Below are 19,396 nucleotides of genomic sequence, written 5' to 3' on the forward strand. Positions count from 1 at the left end.
GATCGGCGGAGTAATTGGCGATCAACCCGGGGTCGGTGCGGGCGGTGCGGAGGTGCGTCGGCATGCGTTCTCCCTGAGTTGTACAGATGTCCAACTCAGTATGCAGATGGCCTGGGGAGCGCGAAAGCACTGGTCAAGGGTCTTAACACGGCGGAAACGCAGAGCGACGCGCGGCGGGTACGACCCTCGCTGCCGCGGCCCGTGTAACCCGCGGTGCTGGTGTGGCGGCGCGGGTCGGCTCGTCGGTGCGTGCCCGGGTCTTAGGCGGAGTTCTCCCAGGGTGGGGGTTCGTCGTCTCGTGGGGTGTCGGTGATGAGGTCGCGGTAGGGGGAGTGAGGGTCGTCGGGGGTGAAGTGGACGGCGGGTGGTCGGGGCTGGTCGGTGTAGGTGGTGCCGAGTGGTGAGGTCCATTGGATGGTGCCGCGGTCGAGCATTCGTACGTGCCAGGCGGTGAATTGTTTCATCGAGTGGTGCCTCTGGCAGAGGCTGTGGAGGTTGTCGGTGTGGGTGGGGCCGCCGTGGGCCCAGTCGCGGATGTGGTCGATTTCGCAGCGGATGGCGGGTGCGGCGCATCCGGGTGCCCGGCAGTGTTGGTCGCGGCCGGTGATCTGTCGGCGGAGGGCTGGGGGGATGTCTCGTCGGTCGACGGCGAGGACTTGTCCGGTGATGGGGTGGGTGAGGATGCGGTCCCAGCCGGTGGTGGAGCCGCCGGCGAGGCGCCGGGCGGTGTCGGCGTCGATGGGTGCGCGGCCGGCGAGGTCGGCGGGGGAGTCGTCGGTGCCGAGCAGGGTGAGGACGGGCACGACGACCTGCACGTGCGCCCGGATCGCGCCGAGAGCGCCAGGTCCGTCGCCGGTGCGGGTGGGGTCGGTGGCGGGGTCGCCGGTGAGGGCCGTGTCGGCGAGGAGGTCGGCGCGCAGCTGGTCGATCGTGCGGGTGTCGGTTGCATGCACAGTGTTTTCGGGGTCGTCGGGGAGGCCGGCGGCGCGGGATTCCCGTAGCCGCTGTGCGGCCCCGGTGCGGAAGTCGGTGAGGGCGCGGGCCATGCGGGTGGCGCGGTCGTAGATGCCTTCGCCGATGATGGTGGGCACGATGATTCCGAGGTGGCTCATGCCATCGGCCAGGGGAGTGAGGAACACGCGGCGGTCCTCGCGTGCCTCGGCGTGACGTTCGGTGAGGGTGCGGGGGTGGAGGCGTTCGGCGAGGATCTGAAGCCCGGCACGCACCCGCCCGGGAGTGTCTGTCTCGCACCGCCGCACGGCTTCCGTCTCGAACGCCCTGCGCGCGTCGGCGGGCAGCACTGTGCCGGTGTCGACGATGAGACGCACGTGGCCTTCGTGGATGCGGCCGCCGGCGAGGGCGTCGAGGGTGCGGGGGTAGTCGTTCGCGAGCGTCGCGGCGGCGTTCATCCGGCGTTGCATGGTGCGGTCCGACACCCGCGAGCGGGCACCGAGTTCCAGTGCGATCGCGCGCTGGGCCATGTCGTGGTCGCGGACCCGGCGGGGCGAGCTCGCGCTCTGGTCACGGGCGAGTTTCTCGGCGCGCGCCAGCGCGCGGGTCAGCTGCGCTTTGCCCGCGGCGATGACGGCATCCGCTTGCGCGACGGCGTGCGCGATCTCGCTCAGCGTCGCCTGGTCGGCGTCGCTGAAGCCGACGATCCCCTCACGGCCCATGGCACCCTCACGAAGACTCCGGCAACGCTCACGCGCTGCCATCGCTCGCCGGGGCACTCGGCGAAGAAACTCATCGAGAGCGGTTGCTCCCGACCTGACACAAGTCTCCCACCCACCACCGACATCACCCCCGATGAGTTGTTCACACGTTGTCGTCTCCCGCTCCGGCGCTCCGACGGGGCACGGTAATCTCACGGCGTGAATTCTCGTCGTCGCCGCTTTCTGGTTGCCTCTCTTCTCGTCCCGGCTCTGCTCACCGGATGCTTCGCCGGCGAGTCCGTCGGCCCGCCGGCCCGCCCGCGGGCGCGTCCGCGCCGTCGGACGGTGCTGCCGCAAGCCCGCCTGCGAGCGAATCCTCCAGCCAAGGAGTACCGAGTATCTCGAGCTGCGATGAGATCGGCGCGATCGTCGCCGACTACATCGTCGGCATCCCCCTGGACGAGGAGAATTCGTACACCGACGCCGATGCGGTGTCGTGTGTCTGGTCACCCAGCGCTGACGAGGTCGACGATCTCACCGAGATCCAGACGTTCTCGGTCGACATCTCCGAGGGCGACGAGGAAGTTCCCGACCCCGAAGAGGCCGCGGCGTACGGCATGGACCAGTACTTCACCGACCCGAGGCTGGACGACCTCGGAGGCGTCGGACTGTGGATATCGGCGGACACCGCCGTGGTCGGTGGCGGCACTGGGTCGGTCTTGGTGCCCGGCATCGAGATCACCATCACCGACGCGCGTTTCGGCCAGAACGCCTACCTCGACAAAAACAGCCTGGTGACCCTCGCGCTCCAGATCCTGGATCTCTGAGCGCGAGCGCCAGAGAGCGCGCGACAACGCGCAATGAACCGGTTCATCCACTCGACTGATTGGCGTTCCCAGATGTCGTCACAGATCCCGTTCGCCGCGCACATCCCCGGCATCCCTATGACGAGAAGGAGGCAGGCCGTCACCGTCGTCAGCGCCGGGCTGATGTTCGCGATCGTGACGGCGGTCGTCTTCTTCGGGGTCGTGCTGGAGATACAGGGCGCGATGCAGGCATGGCAGGCGATGGTCGAGGTGAGCGCGGGGTTCCGGTCGGCGTCGGCGACTCTGCTCGGGGTGGTCGTGAGCAGTGTTCTGGTGCTGCGAATCACCTTCGCGGTGGTCGATCGGCGGGAGTTGAACGCAGCGGAGCATGCCGCGGCCGAGCGGCGGTTCGAGACAGGAACAGTGCTCTGCGTCATGGTCGCGGTGCCGTTGGCGGCCATGGCGCTCCCGGCCATGCTGGTGCGGGTCGATCGGGTGGGGGAGGCGGTGGGTGTGATTGCGATTGTCGGACTCATATGCTTCTTCGCGTTCTGGGTAGGCGCTTCGTGGGCGCCGAAGGCGCGGGTGCAGCGCGAGCGCCTCGTGTCTTCGCGCGAGCAAGCGCTGGCGCGCGTGGCAGCGGCATCCAGCATGCGTGCACAAGCCGCCGGCGCGGCATGGCGGGCGATAGCTGGGTGGGTGACGGTGACAGCGACCGTGATTGTGGGCTCGTCCGCGCTGGGGGCGGTCGTACTTCGTTCGCCGGGTGCGGGTGATGCCTCTGTCTGGGCAACGGTCTGGCTTACCGTCACTCTCGTCGCCTCCAGCTGGTACGGCGTGTTCCTCGCGCAGGGCGCGCGGTACGTGGGTCGCGGCTTCATCTCCCTGCTCGTGGGTGCGGTGGGATGCGCCTTCGCCGGGAGCGGATGGCTGGCGATGTTGGTGGTGCAGATCATAGGCTTCGCTCACACTCGGGATGGCGGCTGGTTGTGGTGGGGCTTGGCCTTTTCGGCCGCAGGGGTCTTCTTCGTCGCGCTTGCGCTCGGCCGCCCGACGCGCGCGCGGACTTCGCTCGCCCTCTCGGTGGCCTCGCTTCTCGAGCGCCATGATCGCCGCACCATCGATAGGTGTGATGAGCAAATCCGTGCCCTCGAGATCGTTCTGAAGTGATATCGGGAGGAACTCTCGCTCCGCAGCACTGTTTGGGGCTTCCTTCGTCGCCTGGGCGCACGGACACACGGTTGAGCTGTGTACTTGGATCGTCCCGTGGCGGGTGAGCTGACTGAACGAGAAGACACGCCAATAGGCAAACGATGCGCGCACGGCAGGATATCTTCGGGACCGTGCTGTACGCCGTCGAAGTAGTTACGACCACTGCGCCCGCGTGGCTTGAAGCCGGCGCGGCGGTTGCCGCGCTTATCGTGGCCGTCGCCGCCGTGCTCATGTCGCTTCGATCGCATGTGGTCGACAAAAGTGCGTTCTTGGCGCAGCGTCGAGCTGATTGGGATGCTCTCGCCGACGACTGGGCGCTCGTTCTGATCCTCCTCAACGGTGAGGGCTTCTACTACTCGAACGCGTCGCCCGCCGAGCGCGAGCGCATTGCTCAGCTTCGAGCAGATGTGAACGCGGGCCGGGCGGACACCGATGATGTGCGTCGCGAGGCCGCCGCCGTGCGTCGCGTCGCGCGCTTCTTCGCAAGCGCAGGCGACGCGCTCGTGAGGGGTGACTGGACAATGCGCGAGGCCTACGCACTTCTCGGGCCGGACGTCGCCCGCCACTACGCAACCGTTCTGTGGGTTTCGCATCGAAAGCTGGCTCGCCCAAACGGCCCCGGTAGTTTCGGATGGTCTGGCGCTGTCGACTCGGTGACGGAGTTCAACTTCTACGACGAGCAAGATGTTCTTTACGTACTCGCATACCTGATGCGTGCTGAGCAATGCAGGCGCGGCGACACATATCCGCACTTCGTGATCGGGCTTGCGAAGGAGCTCCGGTCGGGGGAAGACGTCAAGCTTCGAATCGTGCTCGGCCGAGCGTCACGAGCTCGCGGGAGGTGGGCGCCGCGAACTGAACTTCGCCGTCTTCTTCGGCGAGCAGTCCGGCCTACGATCGACGCCGTGTTCGCCCGCGATCCCGACCCGATCGTGGAGCAGTCCGACTATGTGCTCATCCGTCCTGTCGGGCGCTCGATGAAATGGGTTCTGCGTCGTGTCGCCAGAGTTCGCGCACAAGCGGCCCAAGTGATTCCGCCGTGGAGCCCCGCACGCTGACCCGCATTGCCCTCGTTTCCTCGCCCGCGCCGAAGCAATCTCCTCTTCCGTGTTCAGGAGTACACCAAATCGGCCAATGCCCTGTGCGCCTCTCGAGGGCATCACCGCGGCGGTCGATCGCTACGTCGCGATGACGCGCGCCACCGAACGGCTCGTGGTGCTCGCCGAATGATTTCGGTTCAGCGGCCGTCGCGCAGACTCGACACGAAGTTCGTGACGTTCTCGCGCAGCATGTCGATGCGACGATCCCGCGCGGCTTCCCGGTCGAATCCGAGATAGGCGGAGGGCGGAAGCCGTCGCACGTTGCGGGAGCATTCGAAGTTCGCGCACACGAGCGTGCCCACGGTATCGCCACGGCGCCCCGCATCGCCGACGCGCTTCGCGGTGAACAGCACCACGTCGTTCGGCAGCTCGACGTCGCTGCACCATGAGCACTGCGGACGGGACCGGGCCTTCGTGTCCGCCTCGCGAAGGATCAGGCCGACGGCTTCGCCGTCGAGCTCGGCGATCACGTAGCCGACCTGGGGGAGTTTGCGGTCCCGCCATCCCAAGAAGTCGGCGCGGTCCCACGCTGTCTCGGCGAGATCGGTCGGAACGAGGATGTGCGCGCGTTCGCTGCGGGACGCGTTGATGAAAGATGCCCGGATGCGGGCCTCGGAAAGGGGAAGCATGATTCTTCCTTCACGGAGCGGCCGCCGAACGAGGCGGCGGAAAGATGACCCGTCGGGGTCGGGAAAGGGGAGGACAAGGAGGGAGCAGAGGCTCTACCTCGCGCCGGCGCAGAGAGCGCCGACGACCTCCCCACACCCGACGGGCAGCTCACGATCATGCATGAGCCCAACGATACGCCCGTGGGGTCGGAGTTCGTAGGCTGAGCGAGTGAGGTCATCCGCATCCCGTGCCGCGAGCGCATTCGTTCTCGACGCAGTCCTCGTGATCGTCTTCGCCGCTACCGGGCGCGCCAGTCACGAGGAGAGCCCGTGGGCGGGTCTGGCGCTCACCGCGTGGCCGTTCCTCGCCGGGCTCGTGCTCGGCTGGCTCATCACGCTCGCGTGGCGGGCGCCCTCGTCGCCGGTGCGCATTGGCCTCGGCGTCTGGGCGATCACCGTCGCGGGCGGGATGCTGCTGCGCGCCGCATCCGGGCAGGGGACCGCTCTTCCGTTCATCATCGTGGCGTCGATCGTGCTGTTCGTCGCGCTCGTCGGGTGGCGGATCATCGCCGCCGCGGTTGCGCGGCGGCGGCGCGGCTGAGCGGAGCGAGGCCGATTTCTCCGTCGGGTGGCGGAGTTTTGCGCGGGGACGGCTCCATAGGGTGAAGAGCATGGACATCGCGCGCCTCTCTCGTCTGGTTTTCGGTGATCGTCGCGATCCGCGAAAGGCGATCGCCGAGATCTTCCCCGACCTCGACAGCTGTGCATCCGAGGCCCGGGCTTTGGCTTGGGCGGGAACCCGCCTCCGGTCCGCCGACGTCGACCCGATCGACGAGGTGCGCAGCATCGCCGTGCTGCGGGAGGCCGAGCCGCGGCTCGGGTTGAAGGCGGCGCGCTACTTGGCGCACCACCTGGCGCTCCGGGCCTGAGGCGGTCGTCGCGGCTGAGATAGTAGAAGGTATGACTGAGAACATCGCCCGATACGTCGACCACACGCTGCTCAAGCCCGAGGCGACGTCGGCGGATGTCGCGGCCACGATCGCGGAAGCGGCGGACCTCGGCACGTACAGCGTCTGCCTGTCGCCGTCGGTGCTTCCCGTCGATCTTCCGGAGGGCCTGAAGCTCGCGGTCGTCGTGGGATTCCCGAGCGGCAAGCACCACTCCGAGATCAAGGCCGCCGAGGCCTCGCTCGCCGTGGCCCAGGGAGTCGATGAGATCGACATGGTGATCGACATCGGCGCGGCGATCGAGGGGCGTTACGACGCGGTCGAATCCGACATCCGTGCGGTGCGGGATGCGGCGCCGCACCCCATCGTGCTGAAGGTCATCATCGAGTCCGCGGCGCTGTCGGACGACGCGATCGTCGCCGTCTCGAAGGCCGCCGAGGCGGCGGGCGCGGACTTCGTCAAGACGTCGACCGGTTTCCACCCGGCCGGTGGTGCCTCGGTGCACGCGGTCGAACTCATGAAGCAGACCGTCGGCGATCGCCTTCAGATCAAGGCATCGGGCGGCATCCGGACCCGTGCGGATGCGGAGGCGATGATCGCCGCCGGTGCCACCCGCCTCGGACTGTCCAGCACTCGCGCGATCGTCGAGGACGGCGTCGCCTCCGGCACCTACTGACGACACCCGATCCCGCGGAAGGCACCGCATAGGATCGAGCACGACGCGCGCTGCGCGGGAAGGTCGTCGCATGCACTCCAGCAGCACCAACACGTGGGTTCTCGTCGACGGCGAGAACATCGACGCGACGCTCGGCGGATCGATCCTCGGCCGACGCCCGCAGCCCGATGAGCGCCCGCGCTGGGACCGCATCCTGAGCTTCGTCGAGCGCAGTTGGTCGCAGCCGGCCCGCGGTCTGTTCTTCTTGAACGCGACCACGAACGTGCCGATGACGTTCGTGCAGGCGCTCAAGGCCATGGACTACGAGCCGGTGCTGCTGTCCGGTCCGCCCGAGTCGAAGATCGTCGACATCGCCATCCAGCGGACCCTGCAGGCGCTGCGCGACCGCGACAGCGACGTCGTCCTGGTCAGCCACGACGGAGATTTCGTCGAGGACGTCGAGTCGCTCATCGACGGAGAACGGCGCGTCGGCGTGCTGGCGTTCGCGGAGTTCCGGAGCTCGACCTACTCGGCTCTGCCCGGCCTCACGTTCTTCGATCTCGAGTACGACGCCCGCGCTTTCGACGCACCGTTGCCGCGCATCCGCGTCATCCCGATCGACGAGTTCGACCCGGCTGCGTTCCTCGGCTGAGGCCGGCGAATCCGCGTCAGGCGGGCCGATACGTCATGTACACGTCGACGTCGTCGGACGTGTCTTCGACGAAGGAGTGCCGTTCGTAGAGCCGCTGCGCGGCGCTGCCCTGCAGCACGTTCAGTCGAAGCGGCCGCGGATCGGGGTCGGCGAGGATGTCGCGCAGCACCCGACCGCCGATTCCCCGTCCCTGCAGATGCGGCGCCAGGTAGAAGTGCTCGAGCCACCGCACGTCTACCTCCGGCCGGACCGACACGCACCCGACGTCGACGCCGTCGACGATGACCACGCGGGTGTTCTGCGCGTCGAAGACGTTCCGCATCCGCTCTCTGACCCGAACCGGGTCGTACCGGCCGAGGCGTTCCAGGTCGTCCCGCAGCACGACGGCCCGGAGCTCGACGAGCCACTCGAGATCTGCCGCCGTGCTCGGCCGCAGGGCGACGGCTGTCACAGCCGGATCTGGTACTGGATCATGCCGCTGCGGGTCGCGACGCGGTCGTACAACTCGCGGGCGACACTGTTGCTCTCGGCGGTCAACCAGTAGACCTTCGCGCAGCGCTCGTCCGCGGCCCAGGCGCGCACGTGTTCGATGAGCGCTCGTCCCGTTCCGCCTCCCCGCGCGTCGGGGGAGACGAAGAGGTCTTCCAGATAGCAGTAATCGCCGGTCGACCAGGTCGCCGGGTGCGTGACCCACTGCACGAGACCGATCACGGTGTCGTTCTCGTCGCGGGCGAGGGCCGCGTGCATGCTCGATTCCGAATCGACGAGACGCGCGAACGTCGCGTCCGTGGTCGCGTCGTCGAGCGCCGTCTCATAGAACGCCAGATACCCGCTCCAAAGAGCGAGCCAGTCGTGGCGATCCGACGTCGTGAGCGGGCGGATCGTGACCATCCGACCAGCCTACGGATGCGGCGCGCCGCTCCTCGCCCCGATCCGGGCTCGGTCCGCGACCGCGCGTGCGGTGAGTGGGTCAGAATGAATCGTCGTCGCGGTATCGCCCGCCGTCGATGGCGCCTTCGTTCTTCCTGCGGGCGGGACGCGGCCGGACGAGGAATCGTTCGGCCTAGCGGAAGAGATCCTGAGGAGACGATGACGATCGACGGCATGTCCGAGGTGTTCGGCACCCGCGCCGGCGCTGTGCTCGAAGCCCGGATCGAGCGCGCGCGGATGCATCCGGCTAAGCGCGTCGGGCTGGGTATCGCCGCGCTGGCGATCTCGGTGGCCACCGGCGGAGGGGGCGGCGACGACGTGCTCCCGGGCTTCGACCTCGTCGTCACTCGGCGCGACACCGGCACGGAGGTACTGCGGGCCCGCGTCGGTCATCTCGAGGAAGCGGATCGCGTCCTCACGCAGACCCGACGAGACCTCGACATGATGACGGTCGAGCAGTTCGTCCGGGAATGGCGCGCAATCGACTGACGCGCGCGCGGTCGGCGTTCACTGCCGCTCGAGGCAGAGTAACCGCTCGCGATCGTCCGGGGGGAACGACGCCTCGCGGACCGTGACCGCGCTCAGACGGCGCTCCGAGCGCCGCCGCCGATCGGTGTGCCGTGCGAGCGACCTGCGGTGTTCGGCTTCCACCCCAGCGCGGGCGCGACGTACTTCGCGAACGATTCGACGAGTCGCAGATTGAACTCGACGCCGAGCTGACTCGGGATCGTGAGCATGAGGGTGTCGGCGGAGCGGATCGCCTCATCCGCCAGCAGTTGCTCGACGAGAGCGTCCGGTTCGCCGGCGTAGGTCTTGCCGAAGGTCGACCGCATCCCGTCGATGATGCCGATCTGGTCGCCGCCCTGCGCGCCACCGAAGTACATGGCGTCCTCGCGGGTGGTGATCGGGAAGATGCTGCGGCTCACCGAGACGCGCGGCGTGCCGGCGTGACCGGCGTCCTTCCACGCGGCGCGGAAGGCATCGATCTGCTGCGCCTGTAGTAGGTCGAACGGCGTGCCGTCTGCCTCCGTCAGAAGCGTCGACGACATGAGGTTCACACCGATCCGGCCGGCCCATTCGGCCGTGTCGCGGCTTCCCGCGCCCCACCAGACCCGTGAACGCAGGCCGGGGGACTGCGGCTCGATCTGCTGCCGACCGGTGCCGCCGCCGAACGGGCTGTCGGGGTCGCGCTCGGCGAGCCCTTCCCCGTCGATGGCGCGGAGGAAGAGGTCGAAGTGCTCCCGCGCCAGGTCGGCGCCGCGGGGGTCGTTCGAACCGGTGTAGCCGAACGCCTCGTAGCCGCCGATGACGGACTCGGGTGAGCCACGGCTCACGCCGAGCGCGAGTCGGCCGTCGCTGATGAGATCGACCGCGGCCGCCTCCTCGGCGAGGTACAGCGGGTTCTCGTAACGCATGTCGATCACGCCGGTGCCGACTTCGATGCGCTTCGTGCGCGCCGCGATCGCGGCGAGCAGCGGCATCGGAGAGGCCTGCTGACGGGCGAAGTGGTGCACACGGAAGGCGATGCCGTTGACGCCGAGCTCGTCCATGCCGACGCCGAGGTCGATGGCCTGCAGCATCGAGTCCTTGGCGGTGAGGATGCGGCCGCCACCGAGAGGGCCGTAGTGCCCGAACGAGAGAGTTCCGAAACTTTCCATATCCCGTGCAAGCGCGTGCACTCCGGTCCTATTCCCTTGAATGCACATGAATCGGTGCTGCGTGGCGCCAGATGACGGCGGCTCTGCACCCGCATACCGGCGACGAGCTCGTTCTGATAGCCTGAGGTGTCACTCGTTTGATTCGCCGTTTCGGCGTGCGCGCGTGACATCGCAGGAAATCAATTCGCTTCGCCTCGGCTCGACTCATCCGTCGTTCCGGCGGGCACCGCATCGTGACATCACGATCGCACGTGCCGAGGCCTGAGACCCCAACCCAACAAGGACAACCCACTACATGACTACCGCAACGACCGCCCCGGCCATCAAGCAGGTCGCGATCAACGACATCGGATCTGCTGAAGACTTCCTGGCAGCGGTCGAGAAGACCCTCAAGTTCTTCAACGACGGAGACCTCATCGAAGGCACCGTCGTCAAGATCGACCGCGACGAGGTGCTCCTCGACGTCGGTTACAAGACCGAGGGTGTCATCCCCTCCCGCGAGCTCTCGATCAAGCACGACGTCGACCCCAACGAGGTCGTCAAGGTCGGCGACGCTGTCGAGGCCCTCGTTCTCCAGAAGGAGGACAAGGAAGGCCGCCTCATCCTGTCCAAGAAGCGCGCACAGTACGAGCGTGCGTGGGGCGATGTGGAGAAGATCAAGGAGAACGACGGTGTTGTCACCGGCTCCGTGATCGAGGTCGTCAAGGGTGGTCTGATCGTCGACATCGGCCTCCGCGGATTCCTCCCGGCGTCGCTCATCGAGCTGCGTCGTGTGCGCGACCTGACGCCGTACCTCGGCCAGGAGATCGAGGCGAAGATCCTCGAGCTCGACAAGAACCGCAACAACGTGGTCCTGTCGCGCCGTGCGCTCCTCGAGCAGACGCAGTCGGAGTCCCGCTCCAACTTCCTCAACAACCTGCACAAGGGCCAGGTCCGCAAGGGCACGGTCTCGTCGATCGTCAACTTCGGTGCGTTCGTCGACCTTGGCGGAGTGGACGGCCTCGTGCACGTCTCCGAGCTGTCGTGGAAGCACATCGAGCACGCCTCCGAGGTCGTCGAGGTCGGGCAGGAAGTCACCGTCGAGATCCTCGAGGTCGACCTCGACCGTGAGCGCGTGTCGCTCTCGCTCAAGGCGACCCAGGAGGACCCGTGGCAGGTCTTCGCCCGCACGCACGCCATCGGTCAGGTCACGCCCGGTAAGGTCACCAAGCTCGTTCCGTTCGGTGCGTTCGTGCGCGTCGCAGACGGCATCGAGGGCCTCGTGCACATCTCCGAGCTGTCGGGCAAGCACGTCGAGCTCGCCGAGCAGGTCGTGTCGGTCGGCGAAGAGGTCTTCGTCAAGGTCATCGACATCGACCTCGAGCGTCGCCGCATCTCGCTCTCGCTGAAGCAGGCGAACGAGTCGGTCGACCCGTACGGCACCGAGTTCGACCCGGCCCTCTACGGCATGGTCACCGAGTACGACGAGAACGGCGAGTACAAGTACCCCGAGGGCTTCGACTCCGAGACCAACGCGTGGAAGGAAGGGTTCGACACCCAGCGCGAGGCTTGGGAGCAGGAGTACGCCGCGGCACAGGGTCGCTGGGAGGCTCACAAGGCCGCCGTCATCAAGGCCGCCGAGGCCGAGGCCGCGAACCCGAGCACGGTCGACTCGAGCACGGGCTCCTCGTCCTTCTCGAGCGACTCCAGCAACGCCGGCACCCTCGCCGACGACGCTGCTCTCGCCGCGCTTCGCGAGAAGCTGTCGGGCCGCTGATCCTTCAGCGTTAGCATCCGATCCACAGGGGGTCGGAACCTTCGGGTTCCGGCCCCCTGCGCCGTTCTCGGAAGCATCCGCTCGGGGTGTGTCGGGGGAGGCGCGTACCGTCGGGGCGTGCCCGATGAACGACGTTCCTGTGCCATCGCGGACGGATGCGGCGGCCCCGTGCCCGCAGCGTCCCCGCTGCCGCTCTGCGAACTCCACCTCGCCCTCGCCGCGGAGGCGTCCGTCGACGTGCACGGCGAGACCGATCTGCTCCCCGCACCGTGCCGTCGATGCGGATCGCCGCTGGGTGCGCGGTTCCGGTCGGGATGGATCTGTGCGGTCTGCGACTGGCACCACGGCGAGGTCGTCGACGGCGAGCTTCCGGCGCCGAGACTCGACATCGTCTACTACCTCGGGTTCCGCGACCGGGTGAAGATCGGAACGACGGTGAATCCGCGTCAGCGATTCGCGGCCATCCGCCACGATCGGGTGCTCGCGTTCGAGCGTGGCGACCGGATGCGGGAGCACCTGCGACACGCCCAGTTCGCCGAGGAGCGGCTCGGGCGGAGCGAGTGGTTCGTCCGCAGTTCTGCGCTCGACGCCCACATCGACACGCTTCGCGGCGACGTGAACCCCTGGACGCGATACGCCCAGTGGCAGAGCGCTGCTCTCGCGGTCGGGTTCATCGGATGAGGGCGAGCTGCCGAATGCCGTGACGGCGTGTCCCCTCTTCGGGGGACGCCGCGGCGTGCGGGCGGGGGGCATCCGCGCCGAGGCGATAACGTCGGGGTATGAGCCACGAAGAGACCGCGGGAGTCCCCGTCGCGGATCGTGTCGTCGACTCCTCCGGGCTGCGTCGAAGGATTCGGCAGGCGGCCGCATCCTTCGAACTTCCCCCCTTCCTCGAGAACGGCCGGGGCCGGACGACGGCCCTGCTGCAGCTCGCGCTCTGCGCGGTGGTCATCGTTCTCGTCGTCGTGGTCGTCTTCGTGCCCCTCAGCGGTGACGTGAGCCTGTTCTGGCTCGGCGCGATCATCGTGCTCGCCGCGGGAGGGGCGGCGGTACTGGTTCCGTGGGCCGTGCTTTCGCCCTGGTGGATCATCGCGATCCCGCTCATCGACATCGTCGGCATTCTGCTGCTGCGGCAGGCGCAGCCGTCGGCAGGGTTCGACGCGCTCTTCTTGGTTCCGATCGTCTGGCTGTCGATCTTCTACGGCCTGTTCGGCTACTTGATCGGCGTCGTCGCCGTGCCCCTCACAGTGCTGACGACCGTCCTGATCGATGGAACACAACCCTTCACCTACACGATCATCGTTCTGCCGGCCGTGGCGTTCGTGCTGGCGTCGATCAGCCTCCTGCTCTCGCGGCAGATGACCGCGCAGCGGGTGCTGTTCTCCCGGCAGACGGGCACGATGGCGCGGACCCTCCGGCGTGCGCAGAAACAAGAAGAGCTCCTGGCGGAGGTTCTCGACACGATCGATTTCGGCGTCATCCGCATCGCCGTCGACGGATCGACCACGGTCGCGAACGAAGCGCACGCCCGCCTGCAGCGCGCTGCGCGCTCCGCGGCGTCCGGTCTCGACGAGCGTGGTGCGTCGTACGGCGCGGATGGCGTCACACCGCTCGACCGGGCCGACATCCCGTTCGCTCGTGCCGCACGCGGTGAAGTGTTCGACAACCAGATCGTGTGGTTCGGCGGGGAGGGCTCCCGGCGTCGTGCGTTGAGCGTCACCGCACGCAGGACGCGCGCGGTCGACGGTGCCGACAGCGGAGCCGTGATCGTGTCGCGCGATGTCACGAGTGAACTGACCGCCCTCCGCGCCCGCGATTCGCTGGTCTCCTCGGTTTCGCACGAGCTCCGCACCCCGCTCACGTCGATCATCGGCTACCTCGAGCTCGCGGTCGACGATCCGAACGTGCCCGCGCGCGCCCGGAAGAACCTCGAGATCGCGGAGCGGAACGCCGCACGACTGCTCGGCATCGTGTCCGACATCCTGACGGCGTCGAGCCGCTCGGAGATGTCGGCCGACCTGACCATCTCGCAGCAGGACATCGATGTCGCCGAGGTGCTCCGCGCGAGCGGTGAGGCCTGGGAGCCGACCGCGGCCGAGCGCGCGATCGAGATCGACATGGACGGGATCCGTCCTGCGCCGGCGTACGCGGATCCGCTGCGGATGCGGCAGGTGATCGACAATCTGATCAGCAACGCCGTGAAGTACAACCGCGACGGCGGCTACGTCGCTCTCGCGGTGCACTCGGATGGTCTTGCCACGAGCATCACCGTCACCGACAGCGGAATCGGTCTGAGCAGCGACGAGCTCCATCGCGTCTTCGAGCGCTTCTTCCGCGCCGGCGACGACGAGGCGACCGGAACAGGTCTCGGTCTCTCGATCAGTCGGGAGATCGTGCGCGCCCACGGCGGCGAAGTCACGGTCACGAGCGCCGTGGGTGTGGGATCCACCTTCACCGTGATCCTGCCGGCGACCGCGGACAGCCTCGACGACCCCGATGGTGAGGCGCGGACCGTCTCGTTGGACGAGAGTACCGGGCCGGGGAACGGGGCTCGCCGATGATCCTCGACCCCGCAACGTCTGCGCTGATCGCCTCGGTGGTCGTGGCGAGCGCGGCGGTCACATTCATCGCGACGGCGCTCGCACCGCGCTTCGCGTCGACCGGGGCGCGGCTGTGGGGTTTGGCGCAGGTCATGGCGCTCGTCTCGGTGTTCTGCCACCTCGTCGCCGGCGCATCGGCGGTGGCCATCGAAGCGAACTGGGCGGTCGCACTCGGTAACGGCGCCGTCGTCGTGTCGATCGGATGCCTGCTCCTCGGCTTCCGCGCCTACAGCGGCAACGAGGTGCAGGGCCCGGCGCTCATGGTCGTGGCGCTCGGGTTCCTCACCGTCGCCGCGTGCGCGATCGACGCCCCGGGACCGCGCGAGGGCGGCGGGGAGATCGTCACCTACCTCTCGATCACCGTGCTGTCGCTGGGCGCCGCCTGGCATGCCGTGGCGGGACGCACGCGGGAGTACGCGATGGCCTGGATCTTCGCCGGATGCCTCGTGGTGTGGTCGCTCTTCTCGCTCATCCGCGTCGCCGTCGTCGTGTTCTGGGGGGCCGAGGTGCTTTACCAGCAGTGGTGGGGCGAGGTCGGCACGTCGCTGGTCCTGGTGAGCGTCGGAGTCGTGTCGACGATCGCGATCTTCGTGCTGCGGGCCACGCTCGCGGGGGAGTCCGTCGTGCGCGCGAAGACGGCGGCATCCGATGACGTCCTCGCGCCCCAGGCGTTCGTCGAGTCCCTTCGCGGCGTGCTGCACCGCGCCAGCGCCCGCACCGAGCTCGTGGTCGTCATCGCGGTGCTCGTCGAGGATGTCGGGGCGATCACGGCGTCGTTCGGTCGGGACGTGGCGGATGCGGCGACGCGGATCCTGCGTTCGGCGGTCCGCGCGTACGCGTCGCCGGTCGCGATCGTCGGAGAGGGGACCGATCCGAACATCGTGCTGGTCGCCACGACGGCGACGAGTCCCGCGGATGCGCGCCGTCAGGCGGGGCTGCTCTATCGCGGCGTGGTGCAGAGCTACGTCGGACAATCGCGCATCGTCGTTCCGGGAGTCGGTGTGGGCGTCGCGCTCAGTCAGACGCTCGGGTACGCCGCGGAGACGCTGGAAGAGGGCGCCACGATCGCGGCGGTCCTCGCGTCCGAGAGCGATGAAACGTCCGTCGTATTCGCCACCGTGCACAGCCTGCCGGAGGACCCGTTCCCGGCCGATCGGGTGTGACGGTGCGCACGCGCGCCATCCCGCACGCGCCGACGCGATAGCGTGCACGGTATGGCACGGCGCGACGGAGAGACGGGGCCGGTGCTGACGCGCCTCCGGGCGGCGTTCCGTTCTTCTCTCCTCGGCGAGCGGCACTCGCGGTCCGCAGCCGTGCGCGGCCGATCCGCGGCGCTGAACCAGCTGCTCCTGTGCGCTGTCGTTCTGATCGTCAGCAGCCTGGCGTTGTTCATCGGCTCGCATCCGAACGGGACGCTCTTCCTCGCGGCCGTCCTGCTCGTGTTCGCCGGCGGTGCGGCCGCGCTCGTGGTGCCGTGGTCGCAGCTACCGCAGGGGTGTGTGATGGTCATCCCCGTCATCGACATCGTCGCGATTGGGCTGCTGCGGATGGCGGAGCCGGCCGGAGGTCTCGGGCTCCTGTGGGTCTTCCCCGCCATCTGGCTCGCGACGCTCGGCGCGGTCGGCTTCGCTTTGCAGTTCGTGCTGATCACGGTGTTGTACTGGGCGATCGTGGCCACCTCGCCGGGAACGACGACGACCGTGACCTATGCAGTGGTGCTGCTGCCCGTCGTGATCATGTCGGTGGCCACGACCGTGTTCGTCAGCAATCGCCGCTCGCAGGCGCAGCAGAGCCTCCTCGATCGCCAGGCCGTGCTCCTCTCGGGAGCGCTGCAGCGCGCACAACGACAAGAAGAGCTCATGACCGAGGTGCTGGACGCCGTCGATTTCGGCGTGCTCCGCATCGCGCCCGATGGCACCGTCGCCGTCGTGAACGAGGCGCTGGGTCGCTTCCAGAACGCGATCCCCGGTTTCGGCATCCAGGACCGCGAACTCGACAACGCCTACCGTCCCGACGGAACCACCCGGATCCACCAGGACGAGCGGCCCCTCGTCCGCGCGATCCAGGGAGAGGTGTTCGATGACCAGGTGGTCTGGTTCGGACACCCCGACGAACGACGGACCGCGATGAGCATGACCGCGCGCCGGATGCGGGACGCCTACGGCGCCGATGCAGGCGCGGTCCTGATCGCGCGCGATGTGACGCGCGAACTGACGGCCCTGCGAGCGCGGGACCGCCTGGTCGCCTCGGTGTCGCACGAGTTGCGCACCCCGCTGACCTCCGTGCTGGGCTACATCGATCTGGCGCTCGACAACCTCGACCGGCCCGAGGCCGTGCGGAAAGACCTCGAGATCGCGGGGCGGAACGGCGAACGCCTGCTCGAGATCGTGGCCGATATCCTCGCGGCGTCGAGTTCGTCGCGGTTGTCGGTGGACATGCGGATCTCGCCGGAGGACGTGGATGTCGCCGACATCGTGCGCGCCTGCGCGGAAGCGTGGCGCCCGCGCGCGGCCGAGCGGGCGGTCACGATCGTCACGGGCGATGTCGAGCCGGCCCGGGCGTTCGCCGACCCGCTGCGGCTGCGGCAGGTCGTCGACAACCTGGTGAGCAATGCCGTGAAGTACAACCGCGACGGCGGCGAAGCATCCATCGGCTGCGCGAGCGACGGCGAGTCGACGTGGATCGTCGTCCGCGACACGGGGCCGGGCATGACGCCCGTCGACCAGGAGCGTCTGTTCGAGCGATACTTCCGTGCCCGGAACGATGTCGAAGGCACCGGCCTCGGCCTGTCCATCAGCCGCGACATCGCTCGCGCGCACGGAGGCGACATCACGGCGCGGAGCGAGCGCGGCGTGGGGTCCACGTTCATCGTGCGATTGCCGGCCACCTCGCGGGCGGCAGCGACCGCCGATGCGGCGGGGGACGAGCCCCGACGAGACGCCGGAGAGGCGCGCACGTGAACTTCGATCTGGCGACCGCGTCGCTCATGACGGCTTTCGTCGCGAACGTGGCGGGCGTGCTGTTCATCGTCGACACCCTCTTGCGCCGCGATGACGCCGCCGGGCGGATCTGGGCGATCGCGTTTCTCAGCGGGATGGCGACGACCGTCGCCTACGCGCTGTGGGCATCGGGTGCCGGTGGTGTCGTGGCCATCGCCATCGGCAACGCCCTGTTCGTCAACACCACGGGCTGTATGTGGCTCGGATCGCGGAAGTTCAACGAGCGCCGGATGGGGCCCGCCGCGATCGTCGTGGTGTTGGCGGGCATCCTCGTCGCGGCTGCCGTTCTGGCCGAGGGGTCGAGCGGCGGGGACTGGGCGGGTTGGCTGGTCATGGGGCTCTCGCTCGTCGGGTTCGCGGCTCTCGCGGCCGTCGAGACCACGCGATACCCGATGGGCAGGATCGGCACGGCCCGTGTGCTGACCGCCGTCCTCGCCGTGGAATGCGTGTTCTACCTCGCCCGATCGATCGTCTTCGTCACCGCCGGGCCCGACAGCGACCTGTTCCAGGTCTGGTTCGGCTCGCTGATCGCGAACTTCGTCACGATCGGGCTGACGATCGTCGCGGTGGCGGTGTTGTCGGTGCTGCGCGCGGGTCGGGCCGAACTCCGCGGATACTCCTGGATGACACGCGTCGGCTCCAGCTCGGACGGCATCCTGCTCGGATCCACCATCACGACGGCGCTCGAGGACGTCGTGGAGCGGGCGGGCTGGCGGGGCGACCTGATCGCGCTCATCGCCGTCAGAGTGGAGGGGATCGCGCAGATCCGCACGGCATTCGGCGCCGATGTCGCCGGCGACGTGACGCACGCGTGGCGACAGGGGGTACGCCGCTTCGCGCCGTCCGCGTCGCTCGTCGGCGAAGACGGCGAGTACACGCTGCTCGTCATCGCGCCCGCCTCGACGGCCGCCGACGCTCGCCGTCAGGCCGGCACGATCTACCGCGGGCTGTTCGAGGCGTTCGGCCGGGTGTCGGATGCCGTCATCCCCGCGGTCGGCGTCGGGGTCGGCCTCACCGAGACGGTCGGCTACGACCCGAAGGCTTTGCTCTGGGCGGCCCGTGAGGCATCCGAGATCGCCGCGACGAGCATCGAGTCGTCGGTGCTCTTTGGCGGCGCCTCGACGATCGGCGAACGCGGAGACTGAGTCCCGCGCCGGGATCGGTGCGGCGCCCCGCGCGTGGCATGCTCGTGGAATGCCGCTCATCGCTCTCACCGGGGGCATCGCCTCGGGAAAGTCCACCGTTGCGCGCCGACTCGCCGAGCACGGTGCGGTGATCGTCGACGCCGACGCGCTCGTGCGCGATGTGCAGGCGCCGGGTTCGCCGGTGCTTGCGGCGATCGCCGCCGAGTTCGGGACAGAGCTCCTCGGCGCGGACGGCGCTCTCGACCGCGCGGCGCTCGGCGCGATCATCTTCTCCGACGACGAGGCGCGGCACCGCCTGAACGCCATCGTGCATCCGGCGGTGCGCGCCGCATCCGCCGATCGATTCGCACAGGCCTTCGCCGCGGATGCGGACGCGGTGGTCGTCTACGACGTTCCGCTGCTCGTGGAGGCGCGGGTCGATGACCCGTGGGAACTCATCGTCGTTGCCCACGCTCCGTCGGCGGTTCGGCTCGAACGCCTGGTGACGCTGCGCGGTCTGACGCGCGCCGAGGCCGAGAAGCGGATCGCCGCGCAGGTGGACGACGATGCCCGCCTCGCGGTCGCAGACGTGGTCATCGACACGGCCGGGTCGCTCGCGGAGACCCACGCGCAGGCCGACGCGCTCTGGGAGCGCCTGCGCGCCTGATCCGTCCGCGCGGGGCGCAACCCGGCCCCG

General features: G+C 68.6%; 20 protein-coding genes. 15 read left to right on the forward strand and 5 right to left on the reverse strand.

The genetic code is table 11. The features are described from left to right. Positions 1-260: 260 nt before the first annotated feature. Complete coding sequence (locus tag LQ938_RS06810) at positions 261-1,673, reverse strand: HNH endonuclease signature motif containing protein (RefSeq protein WP_223721363.1); 1,413 nt, start codon at positions 1,671-1,673, stop codon at positions 261-263. 260 nt (positions 1,674-1,933) lie between these two features. Between LQ938_RS06810 and LQ938_RS06815 the strand changes: the two genes are divergently transcribed. The 3 genes from LQ938_RS06815 to LQ938_RS06825 all read left to right on the forward strand — a co-directional run bounded on the left by LQ938_RS06815 (position 1,934) and on the right by LQ938_RS06825 (position 4,728). Continuing rightward, positions 1,934-2,479 carry a hypothetical protein gene (locus LQ938_RS06815; RefSeq protein ID WP_223721362.1) on the forward strand — a complete coding sequence of 182 codons (546 nt, stop codon included), beginning with the start codon at positions 1,934-1,936 and terminating at the stop codon, positions 2,477-2,479. Between the two features lie 72 nt (positions 2,480-2,551). Beyond that, entirely contained in the window at positions 2,552-3,628 is a 1,077-nt protein-coding gene (locus LQ938_RS06820; protein WP_223721361.1) for a hypothetical protein, read from the forward strand. Between the two features lie 143 nt (positions 3,629-3,771). Next, on the forward strand, positions 3,772-4,728 hold the full coding sequence (locus LQ938_RS06825; RefSeq protein ID WP_223721360.1) for a hypothetical protein: 957 nt from the start codon (positions 3,772-3,774) through the stop codon (positions 4,726-4,728). Positions 4,729-4,907: 179 nt separating this feature from the next. Here the strand turns inward: LQ938_RS06825 and LQ938_RS06830 are convergent, their stop codons facing one another. After that, entirely contained in the window at positions 4,908-5,399 is a 492-nt protein-coding gene (locus tag LQ938_RS06830) for an FBP domain-containing protein (protein ID WP_223721359.1), read from the reverse strand. 208 nt (positions 5,400-5,607) lie between these two features. Here LQ938_RS06830 and LQ938_RS06835 point away from each other — a divergent pair, with 208 nt between their 5' ends. The 4 genes from LQ938_RS06835 to LQ938_RS06850 all read left to right on the forward strand — a co-directional run bounded on the left by LQ938_RS06835 (position 5,608) and on the right by LQ938_RS06850 (position 7,632). Beyond that, positions 5,608-5,979: a DUF3054 domain-containing protein gene (locus LQ938_RS06835; protein ID WP_223721358.1), complete on the forward strand. Its 372-nt coding sequence runs from the start codon at positions 5,608-5,610 to the stop codon at positions 5,977-5,979. 70 nt (positions 5,980-6,049) lie between these two features. After that, the gene (locus LQ938_RS06840; protein WP_223721357.1) at positions 6,050-6,307 is read left to right on the forward strand and encodes a hypothetical protein; all 258 of its coding nucleotides are present in this window, start codon (positions 6,050-6,052) and stop codon (positions 6,305-6,307) included. A 31-nt stretch (positions 6,308-6,338) separates the two neighbouring features. After that, positions 6,339-7,001, forward strand: a complete 663-nt coding sequence (gene deoC / locus LQ938_RS06845; RefSeq protein WP_223721356.1) for a deoxyribose-phosphate aldolase — start codon at positions 6,339-6,341, stop codon at positions 6,999-7,001. Between the two features lie 70 nt (positions 7,002-7,071). After that, the gene (locus LQ938_RS06850; protein ID WP_223721355.1) at positions 7,072-7,632 is read left to right on the forward strand and encodes an NYN domain-containing protein; all 561 of its coding nucleotides are present in this window, start codon (positions 7,072-7,074) and stop codon (positions 7,630-7,632) included. Between the two features lie 16 nt (positions 7,633-7,648). On the opposite strand, the gene LQ938_RS06855 is transcribed toward LQ938_RS06850, so the two are convergent. Together LQ938_RS06855 and LQ938_RS06860 are read right to left on the reverse strand one after the other, a co-directional pair. Continuing rightward, the gene (locus tag LQ938_RS06855; protein ID WP_223721354.1) at positions 7,649-8,083 is read right to left on the reverse strand and encodes a GNAT family N-acetyltransferase; all 435 of its coding nucleotides are present in this window, start codon (positions 8,081-8,083) and stop codon (positions 7,649-7,651) included. Beyond that, positions 8,080-8,523, reverse strand: a complete 444-nt coding sequence (locus LQ938_RS06860; RefSeq protein ID WP_223721353.1) for a GNAT family N-acetyltransferase — start codon at positions 8,521-8,523, stop codon at positions 8,080-8,082. Before LQ938_RS06860 ends, LQ938_RS06855 begins: the two co-directional genes overlap by 4 nt. Before the next feature lie 198 nt (positions 8,524-8,721). Here LQ938_RS06860 and LQ938_RS06865 point away from each other — a divergent pair, with 198 nt between their 5' ends. After that, complete coding sequence (locus LQ938_RS06865; protein ID WP_223721352.1) at positions 8,722-9,051, forward strand: hypothetical protein; 330 nt, start codon at positions 8,722-8,724, stop codon at positions 9,049-9,051. A gap of 92 nt (positions 9,052-9,143) precedes the next feature. Here LQ938_RS06865 and LQ938_RS06870 read toward each other — a convergent pair whose 3' ends face one another. Beyond that, positions 9,144-10,220 (reverse strand): LLM class flavin-dependent oxidoreductase, encoded by a 1,077-nt coding sequence (locus LQ938_RS06870; RefSeq protein WP_223721351.1) that lies wholly within the window; start codon positions 10,218-10,220, stop codon positions 9,144-9,146. Between the two features lie 295 nt (positions 10,221-10,515). Here LQ938_RS06870 and rpsA point away from each other — a divergent pair, with 295 nt between their 5' ends. From rpsA to coaE, 7 genes are all read left to right on the forward strand, one after another. After that, positions 10,516-11,976, forward strand: coding sequence for a 30S ribosomal protein S1 (gene rpsA, locus LQ938_RS06875; RefSeq protein WP_223721350.1), 1,461 nt, complete (start codon positions 10,516-10,518; stop codon positions 11,974-11,976). Positions 11,977-12,093: 117 nt separating this feature from the next. Continuing rightward, a complete protein-coding gene (locus tag LQ938_RS06880) occupies positions 12,094-12,657 on the forward strand; it encodes a GIY-YIG nuclease family protein (RefSeq protein WP_223721349.1) in 564 nt (187 codons plus the stop codon). A gap of 98 nt (positions 12,658-12,755) precedes the next feature. Beyond that, positions 12,756-14,537 carry a sensor histidine kinase gene (locus LQ938_RS06885; protein ID WP_223721348.1) on the forward strand — a complete coding sequence of 594 codons (1,782 nt, stop codon included), beginning with the start codon at positions 12,756-12,758 and terminating at the stop codon, positions 14,535-14,537. Then, positions 14,534-15,739, forward strand: coding sequence for a hypothetical protein (locus LQ938_RS06890; protein ID WP_223721347.1), 1,206 nt, complete (start codon positions 14,534-14,536; stop codon positions 15,737-15,739). Before LQ938_RS06885 ends, LQ938_RS06890 begins: the two co-directional genes overlap by 4 nt. 51 nt (positions 15,740-15,790) lie before the next feature. Further along, positions 15,791-17,536 (forward strand): PAS domain-containing sensor histidine kinase, encoded by a 1,746-nt coding sequence (locus tag LQ938_RS06895; protein WP_223721346.1) that lies wholly within the window; start codon positions 15,791-15,793, stop codon positions 17,534-17,536. Continuing rightward, positions 17,533-18,720, forward strand: coding sequence for a hypothetical protein (locus LQ938_RS06900; protein ID WP_223721345.1), 1,188 nt, complete (start codon positions 17,533-17,535; stop codon positions 18,718-18,720). The genes LQ938_RS06895 and LQ938_RS06900 overlap by 4 nt, the downstream gene beginning before the upstream one ends. A 49-nt stretch (positions 18,721-18,769) precedes the next feature. Continuing rightward, positions 18,770-19,366 carry a dephospho-CoA kinase gene (gene coaE / locus LQ938_RS06905; protein WP_223721344.1) on the forward strand — a complete coding sequence of 199 codons (597 nt, stop codon included), beginning with the start codon at positions 18,770-18,772 and terminating at the stop codon, positions 19,364-19,366. The last annotated feature ends 30 nt before the right edge of the window (positions 19,367-19,396 follow it).

The sequence above is a fragment of the Microbacterium sp. cx-55 genome, from assembly GCF_021117345.1.
Taxonomy (GTDB): Bacteria; Actinomycetota; Actinomycetes; order Actinomycetales; family Microbacteriaceae; genus Microbacterium.

Coding starts and splice junctions, on each gene's coding strand:
- LQ938_RS06830 (WP_223721359.1), bottom strand. CDS start 5,399: ATGCTTCCCCTTTCCGAGGCCCGCATCCGGGCATCTTTCATCAACGCG.
- LQ938_RS06890 (WP_223721347.1), top strand. CDS start 14,534: ATGATCCTCGACCCCGCAACGTCTGCGCTGATCGCCTCGGTGGTCGTG.
- LQ938_RS06885 (WP_223721348.1), top strand. CDS start 12,756: ATGAGCCACGAAGAGACCGCGGGAGTCCCCGTCGCGGATCGTGTCGTC.
- LQ938_RS06825 (WP_223721360.1), top strand. CDS start 3,772: ATGCGCGCACGGCAGGATATCTTCGGGACCGTGCTGTACGCCGTCGAA.
- LQ938_RS06860 (WP_223721353.1), bottom strand. CDS start 8,523: ATGGTCACGATCCGCCCGCTCACGACGTCGGATCGCCACGACTGGCTC.
- LQ938_RS06820 (WP_223721361.1), top strand. CDS start 2,552: ATGTCGTCACAGATCCCGTTCGCCGCGCACATCCCCGGCATCCCTATG.
- coaE (WP_223721344.1), top strand. CDS start 18,770: ATGCCGCTCATCGCTCTCACCGGGGGCATCGCCTCGGGAAAGTCCACC.
- LQ938_RS06865 (WP_223721352.1), top strand. CDS start 8,722: ATGACGATCGACGGCATGTCCGAGGTGTTCGGCACCCGCGCCGGCGCT.
- LQ938_RS06810 (WP_223721363.1), bottom strand. CDS start 1,673: ATGGGCCGTGAGGGGATCGTCGGCTTCAGCGACGCCGACCAGGCGACG.
- rpsA (WP_223721350.1), top strand. CDS start 10,516: ATGACTACCGCAACGACCGCCCCGGCCATCAAGCAGGTCGCGATCAAC.
- LQ938_RS06895 (WP_223721346.1), top strand. CDS start 15,791: ATGGCACGGCGCGACGGAGAGACGGGGCCGGTGCTGACGCGCCTCCGG.
- deoC (WP_223721356.1), top strand. CDS start 6,339: ATGACTGAGAACATCGCCCGATACGTCGACCACACGCTGCTCAAGCCC.
- LQ938_RS06870 (WP_223721351.1), bottom strand. CDS start 10,220: ATGGAAAGTTTCGGAACTCTCTCGTTCGGGCACTACGGCCCTCTCGGT.
- LQ938_RS06815 (WP_223721362.1), top strand. CDS start 1,934: ATGCTTCGCCGGCGAGTCCGTCGGCCCGCCGGCCCGCCCGCGGGCGCG.
- LQ938_RS06840 (WP_223721357.1), top strand. CDS start 6,050: ATGGACATCGCGCGCCTCTCTCGTCTGGTTTTCGGTGATCGTCGCGAT.
- LQ938_RS06850 (WP_223721355.1), top strand. CDS start 7,072: ATGCACTCCAGCAGCACCAACACGTGGGTTCTCGTCGACGGCGAGAAC.